9 protein-coding genes are annotated in these 16,797 nt (G+C 67.3%); 5 read left to right on the plus strand and 4 right to left on the minus strand.

What is annotated here, in order from left to right; translation table 11 throughout:
* Window positions 1-227: 227 nt before the first annotated feature.
* On the plus strand, window positions 228-773 hold the full coding sequence (locus tag E1291_RS00145; RefSeq protein ID WP_131735431.1) for an IS5 family transposase: 546 nt from the start codon (window positions 228-230) through the stop codon (window positions 771-773).
* A 235-nt stretch (window positions 774-1,008) separates the two neighbouring features.
* On the opposite strand, the gene E1291_RS00150 is transcribed toward E1291_RS00145, so the two are convergent.
* Window positions 1,009-3,672, minus strand: coding sequence for a DEAD/DEAH box helicase (locus E1291_RS00150; protein WP_131735432.1), 2,664 nt, complete (start codon window positions 3,670-3,672; stop codon window positions 1,009-1,011).
* Window positions 3,673-3,790: 118 nt separating this feature from the next.
* Here E1291_RS00150 and E1291_RS00155 point away from each other — a divergent pair, with 118 nt between their 5' ends.
* Window positions 3,791-6,775, plus strand: coding sequence for a DEAD/DEAH box helicase (locus E1291_RS00155; RefSeq protein ID WP_131735433.1), 2,985 nt, complete (start codon window positions 3,791-3,793; stop codon window positions 6,773-6,775).
* A 425-nt stretch (window positions 6,776-7,200) separates the two neighbouring features.
* Here E1291_RS00155 and E1291_RS41660 read toward each other — a convergent pair whose 3' ends face one another.
* From E1291_RS41660 to E1291_RS00165, 3 genes are all read right to left on the minus strand, one after another.
* Entirely contained in the window at window positions 7,201-7,350 is a 150-nt protein-coding gene (locus E1291_RS41660) for a hypothetical protein (RefSeq protein ID WP_165494876.1), read from the minus strand.
* Window positions 7,351-8,078: 728 nt separating this feature from the next.
* Window positions 8,079-9,671 carry a hypothetical protein gene (locus tag E1291_RS00160; RefSeq protein WP_131735434.1) on the minus strand — a complete coding sequence of 531 codons (1,593 nt, stop codon included), beginning with the start codon at window positions 9,669-9,671 and terminating at the stop codon, window positions 8,079-8,081.
* A 629-nt stretch (window positions 9,672-10,300) separates the two neighbouring features.
* Window positions 10,301-13,513, minus strand: coding sequence for an AfsR/SARP family transcriptional regulator (locus E1291_RS00165; protein WP_131735435.1), 3,213 nt, complete (start codon window positions 13,511-13,513; stop codon window positions 10,301-10,303).
* Between the two features lie 217 nt (window positions 13,514-13,730).
* Here E1291_RS00165 and E1291_RS41665 point away from each other — a divergent pair, with 217 nt between their 5' ends.
* The 3 genes from E1291_RS41665 (at window position 13,731) to E1291_RS00175 (ending at window position 16,347) form a co-directional block, all read left to right on the plus strand.
* A complete protein-coding gene (locus E1291_RS41665) occupies window positions 13,731-13,898 on the plus strand; it encodes a hypothetical protein (protein WP_165494877.1) in 168 nt (55 codons plus the stop codon).
* Between the two features lie 116 nt (window positions 13,899-14,014).
* The gene (locus tag E1291_RS00170) at window positions 14,015-15,118 is read left to right on the plus strand and encodes a HesA/MoeB/ThiF family protein (protein WP_242613854.1); all 1,104 of its coding nucleotides are present in this window, start codon (window positions 14,015-14,017) and stop codon (window positions 15,116-15,118) included.
* Window positions 15,119-15,120: 2 nt separating this feature from the next.
* On the plus strand, window positions 15,121-16,347 hold the full coding sequence (locus E1291_RS00175) for a PqqD family protein (RefSeq protein WP_131735437.1): 1,227 nt from the start codon (window positions 15,121-15,123) through the stop codon (window positions 16,345-16,347).
* Window positions 16,348-16,797: the final 450 nt, after the last annotated feature.

Below are 16,797 nucleotides of genomic sequence, written 5' to 3' on the forward strand. Positions count from 1 at the left end.
AATCGGCAAGACGGTGAAGCGGCAGCGACGGTCACAAAACCTTCGCCAGGCCGGGTCTCGTGGAGGTACTCGTGCGCAGGCTTTGAGATTCGCCCATGGGATGGGTAGCATAATTAAGCTGTCGGCAGCAACTCCCTGGTGAGTTCGGGGTGAGCGTGCTCACCACACACCGCAGGTTCGTCGCCTGAACCAAGGCCAGTTGTGGCCCAGGCTGCACCGGGCGGTGCTTGACGAGCTCTGCATGCGCGGGCAGATCGACTGGACGTAGGCGATCTGGACGCCACCGCAGTCAGCGAGCGAGAGAGAGCACTCCGACCGGCCCCCAATCCGGTCGATCGCACCAAGAGGGCAGCAAACTCCACGTGCTGAGCGATACTGCCGGGCTGCCGCTGGTGGTCGCGGTGTCGGCGGCCAACGTCCACGACAGCCAGGCCCTTAAGCCACTGCTGATGGCGTTGCCGGCGATCCGATCGCGCCGTGGGCCACGCCGTCGGCGCCCGGTGAAGATGCGCGCCGACAAGGCGTACCACTCCGCCGAGCATCGAACCTGGCTGAGGCGACGCGGAATCGTGCCGCGCATTGCCCGGCTCGGCATCGAGTCCGGCGAGCGCCTCGGCCGACACCGCTGGGTGATCGAACGGACGCTGGCCTGGCTGTTCGGCTACCGGCGCCTGACCATCCGCTACGAACACCACGGCCATCTGTTCAATGCCTTCCTCGTCCTGGCCGCCGCCATCACCTGCTACAAGAAGCTCGCCAAACAGACCACATGAGACATTCTCTTAACCGCGCGGGCCACTCTTGCACCACGATTCGACCTGAACGTCTTCCTGCGACGGGCATTCCGTTCCCCTCGTCGCTGAATCCTTGAAGGAGAATCTGCGCCGTCGTAAGTGACATCAGGTTGCTACTCGCCGTTCAAGTACCTCCCCGGCGTACGCACCACACAACTACCGGAGCACAGCCGTTGCTACGGCTACAGCTGGACACTCCACCGGGCATACACGATCAGACAGCCTCCCCTGGCTCGGGCGGTTTCGCGGAGGTCTGGGAGAACAGACGCTTGCGCTCGGCAGCGATCACCTCACGGGTGAGCTCGGCCTCAGAGACATCAAAGGCCTCGGGCGCGCTGTCCGCGGTCTCGCTGACGCGCGCGAAATCCTCGAACAGCTCCCGCTTGCGGGCCAAAATCTCCGTGACCCGTAGGTCGACTCCCTCCTCGGAGAGGAGCCGGTGGACCTGTACGGATTCGAGTTGTCCCATGCGGTGGGCACGCGCGACGGCTTGCCATTCGGTGGTCGGTTTGAGTTGAGGCTCGCAGATGACGACCACCGAGGCCGCCTGGATGTTCAGGCCTACGCCGCCGGCCACGATCTGGGCAACCAGCACGGCACCGTGGCCGGCCGCGGAGAACTGGTCGACCATCGCCTGCCTCGCCGTGGCGGGCACCGAACCCGTGAGGGGGCCGAAAACATTACGGGGCAAGGCTCGGGCCGCTTGTTCGAGCACCTCACGGAAGTGTGAGAAAACGATCACTCGGCGTCCATTATCCTCTGCTTCCCGAACGATCTCGACGAGTCGCTGGACCTTCTCGGATTTCGAACCCTGAAGCATCGCAGCCTGTCTCATCGCCATGAAGTTTCCGGCCGCCACAGCGCTCCGATACGCCAGGAAGTCCTCGCGGGACAGTGGAAGCCACTCCTCTACCTCGACGAGTTCTGGCAGTTCCGTCAGCACGTCCTCCTGGTTGCGCCGCAAGTACGCGGGCGCCACCTGTCGGCGGAAGCGTCCAGGTGCGAACTCGTCGGCGTCCACGAGCAGGTCCGGGCGCAGATAGCTCACGAGGTTGCGGAACTCATCGATGCGATTCTCCAATGGGGTACCGGTGAGCAGAATTGTCCTGTCCGCGGCGTCCAGAACCCGCCTCGTCCGGCGGGTCCGAAGTGCGGTCGGATTCTTGATGTAGTGGGCCTCGTCCACAACGACGCAGCCCAGGTCGTCCACCGCGTGTATCTGGTCCTCGAACCAGCCGAGTGTCTCGAAGGTTGTGACGGCCACTCCGCCGTTGCGGCTCCAGTTGCGTGCCGCGGCCTCGCGTCCCGGCCCGTGCACACGGTGAGGGCGGAGGGACGACTTGGAGGAGATCTCGCGGATCCAGTTGGTCACCACGGCCGCGGGGCAGACCACCACCGAGTGGTGGTTGCCGTTGGCGCGCAGGTGCGCGAGGACGGCCAAAGCCTCGACGGTCTTACCCAGCCCCATCTCGTCGCCGATGATCACCTTGCGCTGCACAAGCGCGAAACGTGCCCCGAAGCTTTGGTAACCGCGCAACGATGCCGACAGGTATTCGGTATCGAGCTGGAGCCGCCGGACCGCTTCGACGATGTCATCAGGGAGATCTCCGTGGGTCTTCTGTTCGTCTTCCGTCAGGAAACCCAACTCGGAGAGCATGGCGAAGTAGTCGGCGGGCCGGCTGAGGAAGTCCTCCCAAGGGTCGCCGGAAGCTTCCCTCCGGCTCATGCCGCCGATGACCTGGGCACGGCGGCGGACCGCGTCGACCGTTTCCCTGAACTCCGAGAGCGGCGCGGCTCTGCCGAACAGGATGAGGTGGCTCACGTCCCGGTGGAGGACATGCGCGAGCGGCGTCAGCGCTCGGGCGAGCGTCAAGTCGGTCGTGGCGTCCTTCGTCTTGCGCACGGCATCCCATTCCCCGAGGCATCGGAGCAATGCGGTGCTTTCGGCGGTGCGCTTCTTAACATCGATGCGGACCGGCATCTCATCGTAGGTCATCTGCCGCAGCGTCTGCGCAGCGCCACGCATCCGAGTGGCCGTCGTCTCGCCGATTCCGGGCAGGTGTTTGAGCCGGGCCCCGTGGTCGAGGACGGCCTGAACGGTGGCAATGCCCGCCTCGGCCAGGGGACCGATGCGGAGCCGGTCGCGGGTGGCATCCTTAAGCCGCTCTACAGGCATTTCCACAAGCATCCGCCGGACCTCGCGATCCCGCACGGCCTGACCGGCGGACAGGGCGGCAGCACGGTAACTGGCCTCGTCCTGGAGCGCCTTCTCTATCATCCTGATCGAAGCCGGGAGATCAGCGACCACCGCACTGGAGATGACATCCGGCGCTTGTCCCAGATCGGCGACTCGCATCCGGAAGCCGACCCACTCGCTGAGTGAATCGGCGACGTCGACCTCGAACGTCCTGTTGTCGTGCTTGTTCAGGCGATGCAGAAGTCGTGGGACACCGGAGGAAACCCCCCACTCACGGAAATCGAGAAGGGCCCTCGCGGCGGCCTGTCCGGCATCGCGCCTTGCTCGGCCGCTGAAGAACCGCCGAGCACCGATCGCCGGCTTGGCGTCGTGCAGCGACGTGGCGACCTGCGTGGTCAGATGCCTCAGCGTGTGATCCTCGCCGGCAGCGAGCGAGGGTAGGTGCGCATGCCTCGCGACCCGTCCCAGCAGTCGGCCATCTCCGGGGCGCAGCGGTATCGCGCCCCAGTCGACCGGCCCGTCCCGTCGGAGAGCGACGACGGCACGGCTTAGGGACTCGACGGCCTCGTCGGCCGCCCTGGCGACCTCATCGCGATGTGCCAGCACGGAATGGGCCTGGTCGACCCAGCCGGCGACCTCGTCGATGATGCCGCGTAGCTGCTGTCTTTCGTATCGTTCCATGGGCCTGACGGTCGGTTGGGGTTGCTGCAAAGATTAACCTCGAGCACCGACACTGGGGTCGAGAATCGACATACCAGGTTGCCGACAAGCGGTGGTGCTGGGGACTGGGAGGTCGTTGGTGCTGCTCGAGGGACTCAAGCCAGGCCTGCGCGTCGAGGGTCTCATTCCTGCTGAGGTGCTCACGGTCATCGCCGTGCAGTGGCATGGCGGCGACGCGCTCGAGTTGACCTACAAGACGACGGCGGGCTCTCTCGGGCAGCAGGTGGTCTTCCGCAAGGACCAGGGCAAGCTTCGCATCGCTCGGTCCGGAAACCGCGCTTTCGACGCCGCTGCTTCAGAGTTCAAACTGGCCGCAGAGGCTCAACGCATCACCCTGGCGGGACTGTCCGACCAGATGCTCGCGGTCGCGACCAGTGACGTGCGGCCACTGCCGCATCAGATCCGCGCGGTCTACGGCGAACTGCTGCCCCGTACCCCGTTGCGATTCCTTCTCGCGGACGACCCTGGCGCCGGAAAGACGATCATGGCCGGGCTCTATGTCAGGGAGCTGATCCTACGCGACGATGTGAAACGGTGCCTGATCGTTGCGCCCGGTGGGCTCGTCGAGCAGTGGCAGGACGAGTTGTTCTTCAAGTTCGGCCTCCGGTTCGATCTGCTGACCAACCAGCTCATCGACGCCAACGCCAACTTCAACGTCTTCGAGGACAATCCACTGCTGATCGCGCGGATGGACCAGCTCTCCCGCAACGAGCGGCTACAAACTCAACTCAGGGAAACCGAGTGGGACCTGGTGATCGTTGACGAGGCGCACCGCATGGGCGCCCACTACTTCGGCGGCAAGCTGGAGAAGACCAAACGCTTCCAACTCGGCGAGTCGCTCGGTGAGGCCACCCGCCACATGCTGCTGATGACCGCAACCCCGCACCCGGGCAAGGAGGAGGATTTCCAACTCTTCCTCACTCTGCTGGATAGGGACAGGTTCGAGGGAAGAAGCAAGGTCACCGCAGACACCAGCGGAATCATGCGCCGGATGATCAAGGAGGACCTGCTCACCTTCGAGGGCAGGAAGCTCTTCCCCGAGCGAATCGCCGAGACCGTTCCCTACGAGCTGACCACGTTGGAGTACGACCTTTACAAGCAGGTCACCGCCTATGTCCGCGAGGGAATGAACCGGGCCGAGCGGCTCGGCGGCAAGCGAAGGAACACTGTCGGATTCGCACTGACGGTCCTGCAACGGCGCCTCGCCTCCAGCCCCGAGGCCATCTACAAGAGCCTCGTCCGCAGATCGAGGCGACTGGAGCGCAAGAAACAAGAGATCCTTGACGGAACCTACAGGGAGATCTTACCGACGATCGATCTGGAAGGCCTGGACTCCGACGACTTGAGTGCCGGGGAGATCGAGCAGGTCGAAGACGAACTCCTCGATGCCGCCACCGTCGCGCAGACGATCGATGAACTCAATGCCGAACTGCTCGAACTCGCCGAGTTGACCGGGGTCGCCGAGCAGGTCCGCGATCTCGGCGCCGATCGCAAATGGAGCGAACTGTCCGCGATCCTCCGGGACAACTCGCTCGCCGTGGACGCAAACGGTAAGCCCCGAAAGTTCATTGTCTTCACCGAGCACCGCGACACCCTCGACTATTTGACCACGCGAATCAGTTCGTTGATCGGTCGCCCCGATGCCGTCAAGGCCATTCACGGCGGCGTACGCCGAAGCGAGCGCCGGCAGATCACCGAAGACTTCACGAACAACCCCGACTGCCAGGTTCTTGTCGCCACCGATGCCGCCGGTGAAGGGCTGAACCTCCAAGCCGCCCACCTGATGGTCAATTACGATCTGCCCTGGAACCCGAACCGCATCGAGCAGCGCTTCGGCCGTATCCACCGCATCGGCCAGCAAGAGGTCTGCCGCCTGTGGAACCTCGTCGCCTCCAACACTCGAGAAGGCGAGGTCTTCACCCGGCTCCTACTCAAGATCGAGGAGCAGCGCAAAGCGTACGGTGGCAAAGTCTTCGACGTCCTTGGCGAAGCCTTCACCAGTACCCCGCTCCGTACCCTCCTCATGGAGGCCATCCAGTACGGTGAGCGCGCCGATGTGAGGGCCAGGATGCACATGGTCATCGATCAATCGGTCGGTGACGGGATCAAGGAATTGCTCGACGAACGGGCACTGGCATCCGAGCACTTCACCGAAGCAGACCTCGCTACGCTGCATGCCGCCATGAACGACGCTTGCGCCCGCAGGCTCCGGCCTCACGACATCGAAACGGTCTTCCAGAGGGCGTTCACACGGCTCGGAGGTCGCATCGTTCACCGCGAGCCGGGGCATTACGAGATCACCACCGTACCCGCTCACATCCGGGCCGGAAAACATGGCCCGATCGCTGCCCGCTACGGCCGGGTCGTCTTCGACCTTTCCCTCGTTCCGTCCGACGATCAGGCGCACGCGCATCTACTCGCCCCCGGGCACCCGCTCCACGACGCGGTCATGGACGAAACGCTCAGGCGCTTCGGCGGTGCCCTCCACGCCGGCACCGTCCTGGTCTCCCGGACGCTGAACCAACCTCACCTTCTCGTAAGCGTCATCGAGGAGGTGGTCGACGCCACCGGTGCATTCATCGCCCGGCGCTTCGGGTATGCCTACGTCGACAGCCTCGGCACTGTCACGCCCGCTGAGTCCGCACCGCACCTCGCCCACGCAGCGGCCCCCGATATCCCGGAGGTGACCACAGCGAAGGCACTGCCGTGGCTGGCGGACGCCGAGGACAAGGCAACGAGCTGGATTGTTTCGCACCGGTTGCCCGAGTACCTCGCCGAGATCAGGTCCCGACGGTCGGCGGAACTCGCCAAGGCGCGTGAGCTCGTCACGAATCGACTCATAGGCGAACGCGACCGGCTCATATTCGACGCCACCCTGGCGGACCAGAAGGAACTCCTCGGCGAAAAGCCCAAGGAATCAGCTGACAGTCTTCGCCGCAAGGCCGTCGACCTCGACCACCGGCTCCACAAACGCCTGGAGTTGTTCGACCACCAGGCACAAATGTCCGCAAAGCCGCCACTGATCTTGAGCGTGGCACTCGTTCTTCCGGCGACACCCGGATGATCCAGTGGCCCTGCCCCGAGGTTGAAGGGCGGCCTAACGTATAGAGACCTGTTGTGCGTGTGGCGGTAGCGCTTGACGTGCGGCGGTGCTGGGGCCGGGGCCGGCTCGCACACGCGAGAGGATGCACCTGGCGGGGTGTCATCCAACCGCGCGGACCACTCCGGTCCCAAGCTCCTATGCGCCCGACCAGGGGCCTCAGTCGTGGTGAGCCGCTGAGGTCCCATTTTATGCGCTGCCCACCCGCTTTAACTCTGCTGGCTCCAGCGCGGCACCGTCGTCGTTCTTCGCTCTCATTCCATGTGGGTTGGATGTCTCCGGTCCGCATCGCAGCGCGTAGCCCGCCTCGGCGGCGCGGGCTTGGCGGGGCGACTGCGGTTTGGACAGTAAGCGCGGTCCCGGCCTTGGTCCTGCTGATAGGTCATGGACTACACCCGTAGCTCGGCGACCACGTCGGCAGGATCGAGCTTGCCCAGAGGGATGCTCGGCTCGTGGACGTTGAGGCTCTGTTGCCCGGTGGCGCACGTCCGGTAGGTGGCGTGGTCGACGTTGGGGAGTAAATCCGTCGTGCTGGGCATGCGTCCAGCCAAAGGCGAGCAGTTCGGCTAAACACTCCGGCCCAGCGGCGCCCGTCGACCAGTTCGTCCCTGCTGACCTGGCCAGGCTCGGCCTTCAACTTAAGAGACGGGACCGGGTTTGTGTCTCGGGCCGGGCGGGGCGACGGATGCGTGATACTCGCCCGACGCGCTGTCAAGGCGTTCTCTGCTGTCTTTCTGCACGGGCAGCGCCAGACAACTCCTGGTCGGCGCGGTGCCCGTGGAGGGCCAGGCGGGTGGTGCGTCTGTCTGCTTCCATGTTGTCTTGGTTGGAGTGGGTGCTGTCGATCTCGCTGCACTGTGGGCGCTTTCAGCGGCCCCCGGGCAGTTAGAGGAGATCCCGTGGGTGCGGACGCAGGTGGAGCGCGCGGCCAGGTGTTGGCTGCATCGTGGGTCGTGGCGTGGCGGGATCGACGTCTCGGCGGCGGGTGCCAGCTTTGCGATCGCTGCAGGTGGGCCGGCTTGAGACCTTTGGGCCGCTCGAGGGTGCGCCTCCATGGCGGCCGTCGGGGGCCTGCCTGCTCCCTCGACATGTGGGTACGCCTGGATGCGCAGGCTGAACGGGACCATGTGGAAACGCCGTGGGTACGGCTGCGGCCTCGTCTCCTCACTCGGTGAGGACGCCGCTGACCCGAGAAAGAGCACGCGCCGCCTGGTACGGCTCGATCAGCCGTGCACCGGCACCAGGCGACGCGTGTTCCAGGGCGGGCCTACTTGCAGGACTGGACCTCTTGGACGTAGTAGGGGTTGGCGTTGAACGCGGCGGGCGGGGTCGGCCGCCAGCTGTGGGAGCCGGCGAGAGCCACTGTCAGGCCTGGAGTGGTGGCGTAATGGGCGTCGAAGGTGAACTGGTGGACGATGGGGCGCTTGCCGCCCGGCTTGGCCGGCTTGCCGGCGTATCCGTTGTATCCGCGGATCGCGTCCTGCATCAGCTGCGTGGCGCTGAAGGCGGGCACCGTGGCCACGGGGACGTCAGCCGGGGTCAGGGGACGAAGGACGGGCTTGTGTGCGGCCCGCCTCTTGTTGAGCGGCGGTAGAACCGTCTTGATGACCGTGGAACGCTGCTTGTCGAGCGCGGCTTTGACCTTGCCCGGGTAGCCGGAGGCGATGGCCTTCTTCTGGTTGAAGAGGGCGATTCCGTCGAGCATGTTGGTCTGCCAGTTCCACTGCTCCGCCGGGTAGGCGGCGGGGTCGAGCTGCATGATCCCGACTCCGGCGGGCGGCCCGAAGAGCGGGCGGTTCGCCGCGGGGTTGGGCAGGTTCGAGGGAATGTCGGTTTCCTTGTAGGCGGCCGGGCTCTTGGCACCGAACTGCCGGTAGTGGCTCTCCTTGCAGGCGATCCCCGTGATCGCGGCGGCCTGGGCGGCGTTGTTGCCGGTGTGGGTCTTGATGAAGGCCGTCAGGTCGCTGCGGACGGGGTTGGTCCCCGGCATGTCGAACCAGCGAGGGCTGGAGGTGACCGTGCCGCCCGTGACACCCGGAATCGAGGCCTTGACCACCAGGCGCCCCCATCCGCCGAGGAGCGTGGTCCCGTATTTCGGAGTCCATCCTGCCGAGTCACCCACGGTCGACCCCTGGGCGAGGAGTGTCGGGCCCTGCTGCCACTGAACCTTGCCCTTCGCCGACTTGGTCACCCGTCGGTTGTACGCCTGGAGGCTCCAAGAGAAGGTCACGGTCTGCGGCACGCGTCCGGGGAACCCGGCGACCTGGAGGGTGGCGTTGAGCGCGGGCATCGCGGGGGCGGCGGTGAGGGGCAGGCCGGCACGGTCCGCGGGGCTCACCACGCGCAGGTCGATCAGGGTGACCTGGATCTGCTGGCTCTTGCCGTCGCTCGCGACCGCGGCGATGTCCAGCGGGCCGGGCTTGACGTCCGGCAGGACGACGTGCCAGGTGTCGCCCGTCACCGTCGCGGGCCGGCCGTTGACCTTGAGCGTGCACTTGCAGGGGAGTTTGCCGTCGACCTTGAGGCCGTACGGTCCGGGCGCGCTGCTCTTGTCGGTCGGCGGGCTCTGGACGAGGTCGCGGTCGGTGAGGGCGATGACGCTGCCGCCCACCGGGCTGGTGATGAGCTTGGTCGAGGCCAGCAGCGTGAACTGCGCCGTGGCGGGGTTGGCGTAGCAGTTGCCGGTCACGACCGACGTCACCGACAGCGTGTACGTCCCGGGAGCGCTGTAGGTGTGGCTGAAGAGGGCGAGTTGAGTCCCGTTCTGGCCGCCGGGAAATGTCTGCTTTGTCGTCGTGTGGTCGCCCCAGTCGGCGGTCGTGCTGAACGTACAGGAACTCGTGTTCCCGACGCTCGCCATGCCGAAGCTCACCACTGGATCGGTGCTCTGGCAGTTGGTGAAAGGCCCCGAGCCGAAGCACGGGTCCGATGGTGAGGAGGCGGCCGCCCTCAGGCCGTGCGTCCCCCCGATCGCGACACCCGCTCGGCTGTCGCTCGCCCCCAGAGCGGCTGTTCCGGTGGCCAGCACCAGACTCATCATCAGGGCAACGGTCAACCACCGTGATCCTCTGAACACCACAGGCATGACGTCCCTCGTTCCGTCCGGCCGGTGCGCCCCGTCGCACGAGTCCATCCACGGACCTGGGGCAAACGTAGCTTTCCGCTCCGCTCACAACGAGCGTTGATATCGTTCCGTGTCGTGAATTCTCGGTATCGCTCATTCGCTGAGGGCCCTGCCCGGAAGGACATTGAGCCGTCCGATACGCATTTCACTCAGGGCCGGACGACATACGCCGCCGAGCCGTGCCTCATCGGCCGGGCCAATGGAAGCGGCGAAGCCCGCTGCGGTGAGTGACCCCGTGATCACGCCTCCCGGCTCGGGGCGGGTACGGCGGCAGGTCAGCAGACCAAGCCGCGGTGCGCATGGCGACGGCGGGAAGGCGGTCACGGTGCGCGGCGCAGGCCCCGGGGCGGTATGGGCCGTCTCCGTCAGAGAAGGCGTCGTACGCGTTCGGCTCCGTGGCGGTGGCCTGTCCGTTCGTAGGCAGTGATCGCAACTCGGCGCCGTGCCGTGGCGATCTCGCTCTCGTCGGCCTTGGCCAATACCTCGGCGGCCTTGCCCTCGAAAAGCCGGAACCCATGTTCCTTGGCAATGGCCATGGCACGAAGAACGGTGGCGGAAAAATCCTCGCGATCGGATCCCGGGCCTCGGCACTCCGTCATGCCTATCAGCACCTGGACGATGTCCACGGCCACACCGACGTGCTCGGCCGCCCGCAGTGCCCTGCGGTGGCCGTCCCGGGCGTCGTCGTGCCGGTCGAGCGCGAAGCAGGCGCGTGCCAGGGCATCGAACGCGCTCGTCTCCGCTCTCCGGTTTCTCGATCGGCGGGCGAGCTCGACCGCGAGTTCGGCGTTTCGGAGGGCGGCCTCGTGCTCCCCCATCTCGGTCTGCACACGGCTGAGCCCGACGAGCGCCTGGACCTGCCGGGCCGGCGCTTTCAGGCGTTCGCAGATCGCCAGCGCCATGGCGTAGCGTGCTGCCGCTCCGGTCAGGTCGCCCAGGTCGTGGAGCGTGGCGGCCAGTTCGGTCAGGCAGATCGCCTGACCGTATTCGCTGCTGGTCCGCAGATAGAGGGAATGGGCCTGCTCTTGATGCCGAAGTGCCTGGGACAGGTCACCGACCAGCCAATGTGAATAGCCGAGGATGGTGTGCGCCGCGGCCTCTCCGCTGGGGTGGCCGTGTTCCCGATAGAGGTCGATGGCGCTCCTGGCCAGCTGCATCGCCCTGCCGGGGTTCTTGTTCCGGAGCAGCACGCCGCTCAGGTGGGTGGAGGCCTCAGCGGTCCCTTCGAGCCAGCCGCTCTCGGTACCGGATTCCAGCGCCTGCTCCAGGTGACGTTCGCTCAGGGAAAGCTGCCCGAGGATGAGGTGGGCCACTCCGAGGCTCATGTGCACGGTCGCCTGGGCCTGCCGGTCGCCGACCCGCTCCGCGGCCTCGAGCCCCTGCCGGCCGAGTTCGAGCCACTCCTCGCGGTAGATCCCCATGCTGAGAAAGGGCCGGAGGGCGTCCATGATCCGCCAGACGAACAGCAGGGGGCCGTTCGCCAGGCAGAAGGAGATCACGGAGATGATGTTCTCCAGCTCGGCCTGCAGCCACGCGAGCGCGGTGCCCGCCTCGGCCAGGTCCATGGCGGCGTGCGATGTCCGGCGGGGCAGGCCGTGCCGCGGCCGGAACGTGCTCGGGCTGATCGTCAGCCCGGCCGCGTCCACGCCGTTCAGGTAGTACGTGAACAGGCCGGTCAAGGCCCGCCGCTGCTCCTTCCGCCGCTCCTCGCGGTCGGCGCGGTCGGCCGCGTACCGGCGGAGCAGGTCGTGCATCCGGTAGACGCGCCCGCCGTCGTGGTCGATCAGGTGGGCGGCGGCCAGCGCCTTGAGCCGGTCGGCGGCGGCGGAGCGGGAACAGCCCGCGAGGGCGGCCACGGCGGGCGGGGTGAACGTCGGTCCGGGGATGAGGCCGAGGAGCCGGAACAATTTCTGATGCTCGGGTCTGAGGGAGTCGTAGGAGAGCCGGAACGCGGCCGCGACGGACTCTTCCGCGTCGCCGTCGACCGACAGGCCGGCGAGCCGGTCGCCCTGGTTCAGCTCGGCGACCATGCCCGCGATCGCCCCGTCCGGTCCCCCGGTGATGTTCGCCGCGGCGATGCGCAGCGCGAGCGGCAGGTGTCCGCACAAGCACGCGAGCTCGTCCGCCGCCTCCGTCTCCGTCGCCAGCCGTTCGTGGCCGACGGCGTGGGCCAGCAGCTCGCGCGCGTCCTCGGTGGTGAGCGCCGCGAGCGGCAAGGACCGGGCGTCGTGCCGGACGACCAGGTCACCGAGCCGGAACCTGCTGGTCACCAGCACCACGGCCTCTCCGTGACCGGGCAGCAGCGGCCGGACCTGCTCGGCGGTACGGGCGTCGTCCAGCACCACCAGGACGCGCCGGCCCGCGATCATGGAGCGGTACAACTTCTCGCGCTCGTCGGATCCTCCCGGAACCTGCGCCGCGGGGACCCCGAGGCTCTGCAGCAGTTGCGACAGCGCCGCCGCGGGTTCCACCGGGTCACGTCGCCGGTCGAACCCGTACAGATCGACGTGGAGTTGACCATCGGGGAAGGCGTCCTTCGCCGCGTGCGCCCAGTGCACGGCCAGAGCGGTCTTTCCCACCCCCGCGGTGCCGCTGACGACCCAGAGGTTCGGCCCCGCGGGTTCCGGGGCGGTCGCTCCGTCGTGCGGCAGGCTCATGCCGAGCAGGTCCTGCTCGCGGGCCCGGCCGACGAATCCCCGGATGTCACGGGGAAGCTCGGCCGGTCGCATCCAGCCGCCGAGGGTGGCGCCGTGATCGTCTGATCCCTCTTCCTCTCCGGCGCGTTCGTCCAATGGCCGCATCAGCGACGAGTCGTCGTGGAGGACGGCCATGTGCAGCCGTTGCAGATTCGGTCCGGGCTCGATCCCCAGCTCGTCGGCGAGGATGGTCCTGGCCTGCTGGTAGCAGTCCAGCGCCTCGCCTCGGCGGCGGGCCCGGTAGAGCGCGAGGATCAGGTGTTCCCAGATGGGCTCGCGCAGCGGATGGGCGGCGGCCGCCGTGCGCAGCTCGCCGATCAGCTCGTCGGCGGGGCTCCGGGAAAGGCGCACGTCGATCCAGGTCGTCCACGCCCGCATGCGCTGCTCGGCGAGTTCGGCCAGCCGCGGGGCGACGAGGTCGCTCAACGCGACGTCCTCGAGAGGGTGACCGCGCCACAGGGACAGGGCATGCCCGAGTTCCCGCTCGGCCATGGCGAGGTCCCCCCGTGCCATCTGCCTGCGGCCCCTCTCGGCGGCCTCGGTGAACTCCAGCAGATCCAGCTGGACCGGATCCGCGGTCAGGACGTAGCCGTGCCCCTGGGTTCTCAGCCGACTGGAACCACCTGATTCACCGTTCAGGAGAACGCGGCGCAGGCCCGACACGTAGGTCTGCACGTTCGCGACGGCGGAAGAGGGTGGCTCGTTCCAGAGCCCCTCCACGAGCCGGTCGCGCGGGACGACGGCGTTGGCGTTCAGCAGAAGCATGCCGAGGACGGCCCGCTGCTTGCCCGACAGCCGGACGATGCGGTCGGCCTTCCGGACCTCGAGGGGCCCGAGGGCCGCGAAGGTCATGTCCCGGCCGTCGTGTGGGGTGCGATACATGGCATCTCCCGCCTCTGACCGAAGATCAGTTGATCTTCGGTCAGATTAAGCACGGGGAGTCGCGTCTGACCAGCCCCGACCCGATCCTTCCTGTCGCGTGACCCGGGTCGGGCCTCCGCCGTCCCTCCGAGTCGTCCTCGGCGGACCGGCCATCGATCGTGGTGGGGCGTTCGCCCCCCGGCGGCGCCCCGCCCGCCGGCGCGGAACCGACTCCGCGATGCGTGTAGTGGTTCTGTGGTGCGCCTATGGCGAGATTGTAGAAACGTTCGCCATCGTTGATCTCAACATTCCTCGCGGTTTTGCGAAGGAGGTGAGATCCGACATGAAGATCGAGGTTCGCAAGGTCGAGTCCATCAAGGCCACTGGCCGGGACGCGACCGGCTGAAAGCCAACGTGACCCGTCGTCGACTCACACGGTACCGCGGCGGAAGGGGGCGGGATTCTCTCCCATCCCCTTCCCCGCGGGCCGATACGGACCCATTGGGAGATCTCATGCGAGTCATGCTGAAGGAATGCGCCTGGGAAACGCTCGACAACGAGATTCTCGTGGTCTCCGATCCCTGTGAGGCGATCACACTCGCCGATCCCGAGGGGCATATCGAGGCGCTCCTTTCCGAACTCGGCCGAGGACCGCGGACGGCGATCGAACTGTGCCACGGCCTGGCGGGTCGGGGAGTTCGGGTGACGGAGGGGGATGTGCGCGCCGCGGTGGAGGGACTGGACTCCCTCGGCCTCGTCGAGAACGCCGACGATCGGTGGCTCGGCGACCACTGGGCGGACGGGCGGCATTTCTCCAACCTCACCTTCTTCGGCACGTTCAGTGGAATCGAGCGGCCCCGGGCCGGCTATCTCCGTAGTCTGAGCGACGCGCGCGTGCTCGTCCTCGGTGTCGGAGGCGCGGGCTCCTCGCTGGTGCAGTGCCTGGCCGGGCTGGGCGTGGGCGCGATGACCCTGGTGGACCGCGATGACGTCGAGCCCCGCAATTTCGCCCGCCAGTTCCTGTACCGGCGGGAGGACATCGGCCGGTCAAAGGTCGATCGGGCCGCCGAGTGGGTGCGCGACTACGATCCGGACATCGAGGTGCGCGCGGTGAACCGGTGGATTTCGCGCCTGGAGGACCTGTCGGACCTGATCGCGGATGTCGACCTCATCGCGGGGGGCATCGACGGTTTCCGGGACGGCAACCTCGTCGTCAACGAGGCCGCCGTGCGCGCCGGAATTCCCTTTGTCACCGGTGGATCGCCCGGCCGCACCCAGGTGATGTACGCATCGGTGGATCCCGGAAAGAGCGCGTGCATCCAGTGCGATGAGGCGGACCGGCCCGACGAGACCGAGAAGAGCGCGGCGGGAATCGGCCAGCGGCTCGCCCAGGACATGAGATCGAACAACTTCCTCATCGGTCCGATGGCGATGCAGATCGGTTCACTGATCGCGTACGAGGCGCTCCGCTACATCACCGGGTTCGAACCGCCCCATGCCGCCGGAGCTCGCATCGTCCTGGATCTAAGGAACGGGATGATTCCCGAGCGCGTGCCCGTCGTCAGGGACCCGGACTGCCGAGTATGCCGGCATGTTCCGTCCCCACCGGAAGGCAAGAGCCCGTGAGCATGAAAGAGCAGACGGTACCGCTGCGCCCGCTCAGCCTCGTCGAAGAAGGCGACGAGGTTCTGGTGGGCGATCCGGAATCGGGCACCTTCGTGACCCTCCCGACGGTGGGCGGTGTAGTGATCTCCCTGCTTCAGCGGGGAGCGCCCCTGGACGAGGTGGCCGCGAAGGCCGAGGAGTACGCCGGGGAGCCGGTGGACATCCCCGCGTTCGTCGAGACGCTGCGCGAACTCGGCTTCGTCGAGGACGCCGAGGCACCTGCCCCCGCGCGGACGGCGCCGATCCAGGGCCGGCGGTGGCTGAGAGGGATCCGGCAGGAACTGGTCCGCCCCTTCTTCGGCCGTACGGCCTGGACGTGCTACGGGCTCTTCTTCGCCTTCGACGTCGCGGTGCTGATCGGTGTTCCGGCGTTGTTCCCCCGCCCGGCCGACGACGCGTTCTTTCTCGGCGACATCGGGCTGAGCGCCCTGCTGCTCGCTCCCTTCGGGATGCTGTCGATGGCCGTCCACGAGTGCGGGCACTGGCTGGCGGCTCGGGCGATCGGCGTCAAGGCGCGTTTCGGCGTCGATCGCCGCATGATGATGCTCGTCTTCGAGACCGACCTGACCCAGGTCTGGTCGGTCCCCCGCCGGCGGCGCTACAGCCCCCTGCTCGGGGGAATGGCCGTCGACTCCGTGGTGCTCGGCTGCCTGTTGTCCGCGCGCCTCCTCATCCACGCCGGCGTCTGGTCGCCCCCGGCGGTCGTGGACTCGCTGCTGGCCGCGTGGGTGCTGGTGAAGCTGGTCGGTTTCCTGTGGCAATGCATGGTCTTCTTGCGGACCGACCTGTACGCGGTCATGGTCAACGCGCTGGGCTGCCGCAACCTGTGGCGGGTCAAGTCGCTGATGCTGCGCCGTGCGTTCGGCCGGCTGACGTCCGCGGAGGCCACCGAACTCGCCGAGGCCGCACCGGCGGACATCAGGGCGGCACGCTGGTTCCGCTGGGTCTGGCTCGCCGGCTTCCTCGGCGTGGCGGCGTGGTTCGCCGTCTTCGTGCTGCCGGTCGTCCTCGTCGTGCTGCACTGGACGGGAAACGCCCTGGCCCTCGGACCGTTCACGGGCCGGTTCTGGTACGGGATCTTCTGCACGACGCTCCTGCTCGGCCCCGACACCGTCGCCGCGGTACTGGCCGTGCGGGAGGCCGCTTCCCGGCTCTTCGCCCGCTTCCCCTCTCCGAACCGCGCCCAGTGACCCGAGTCGCTGGGTCCTCACCTCCGCAACCCCGGCCAGGCGCGCCATCCTGCACACCCTCCTCGTCAACGGAGATTCGACCTGACCGCGTACCCGGCCTTGGGCTGCGCAGTGATGTCGCCGACCTTGGGTTTCCACGCCGCCGGGGTCGAAGGTTGAGCACATCCGCCCGGGCCGCTTGGGTCGGCACGCGCCAGTGGGACGCGAGCGCTTTGGGCGTGGCGGGGGGCGCGGGACCGGCCCGAACAGGCCGCACCCGCGCACCCCGCCCGCATCATGGTGCCCGCCGGGCGGGCGCCCTTGATGACATGGGGAGAGTCCTCATCCGGCCTTTGACCGGCCTTCTGGTCCGGGCGGACGGTGCCGTCCGCCCGGTTCTCGTCTCGGGGTCCTCAGTTCGTGATCACGTACGGGCGGGCGCCAGGACTACGACCGCGGGTAGCGGCGAGC

Origin of the sequence: Actinomadura roseirufa (genome assembly GCF_900659635.1) — a bacterium.
GTDB classification, from domain to species: Bacteria; Actinomycetota; Actinomycetes; order Streptosporangiales; family Streptosporangiaceae; genus Spirillospora; species Spirillospora roseirufa.

Bases quoted from the DNA above. Each gene is read 5' to 3' on its own strand.
- E1291_RS00175 (WP_131735437.1), top strand. From the start codon at position 15,121: ATGAAAGAGCAGACGGTACCGCTGCGCCCGCTCAGCCTCGTCGAAGAA.
- E1291_RS00170 (WP_242613854.1), top strand. From the start codon at position 14,015: ATGCTGAAGGAATGCGCCTGGGAAACGCTCGACAACGAGATTCTCGTG.
- E1291_RS00150 (WP_131735432.1), bottom strand. From the start codon at position 3,672: ATGGAACGATACGAAAGACAGCAGCTACGCGGCATCATCGACGAGGTC.
- E1291_RS41665 (WP_165494877.1), top strand. From the start codon at position 13,731: ATGCGTGTAGTGGTTCTGTGGTGCGCCTATGGCGAGATTGTAGAAACG.
- E1291_RS00160 (WP_131735434.1), bottom strand. From the start codon at position 9,671: ATGGCGAGCGTCGGGAACACGAGTTCCTGTACGTTCAGCACGACCGCC.
- E1291_RS00165 (WP_131735435.1), bottom strand. From the start codon at position 13,513: ATGTATCGCACCCCACACGACGGCCGGGACATGACCTTCGCGGCCCTC.
- E1291_RS41660 (WP_165494876.1), bottom strand. From the start codon at position 7,350: ATGCCCAGCACGACGGATTTACTCCCCAACGTCGACCACGCCACCTAC.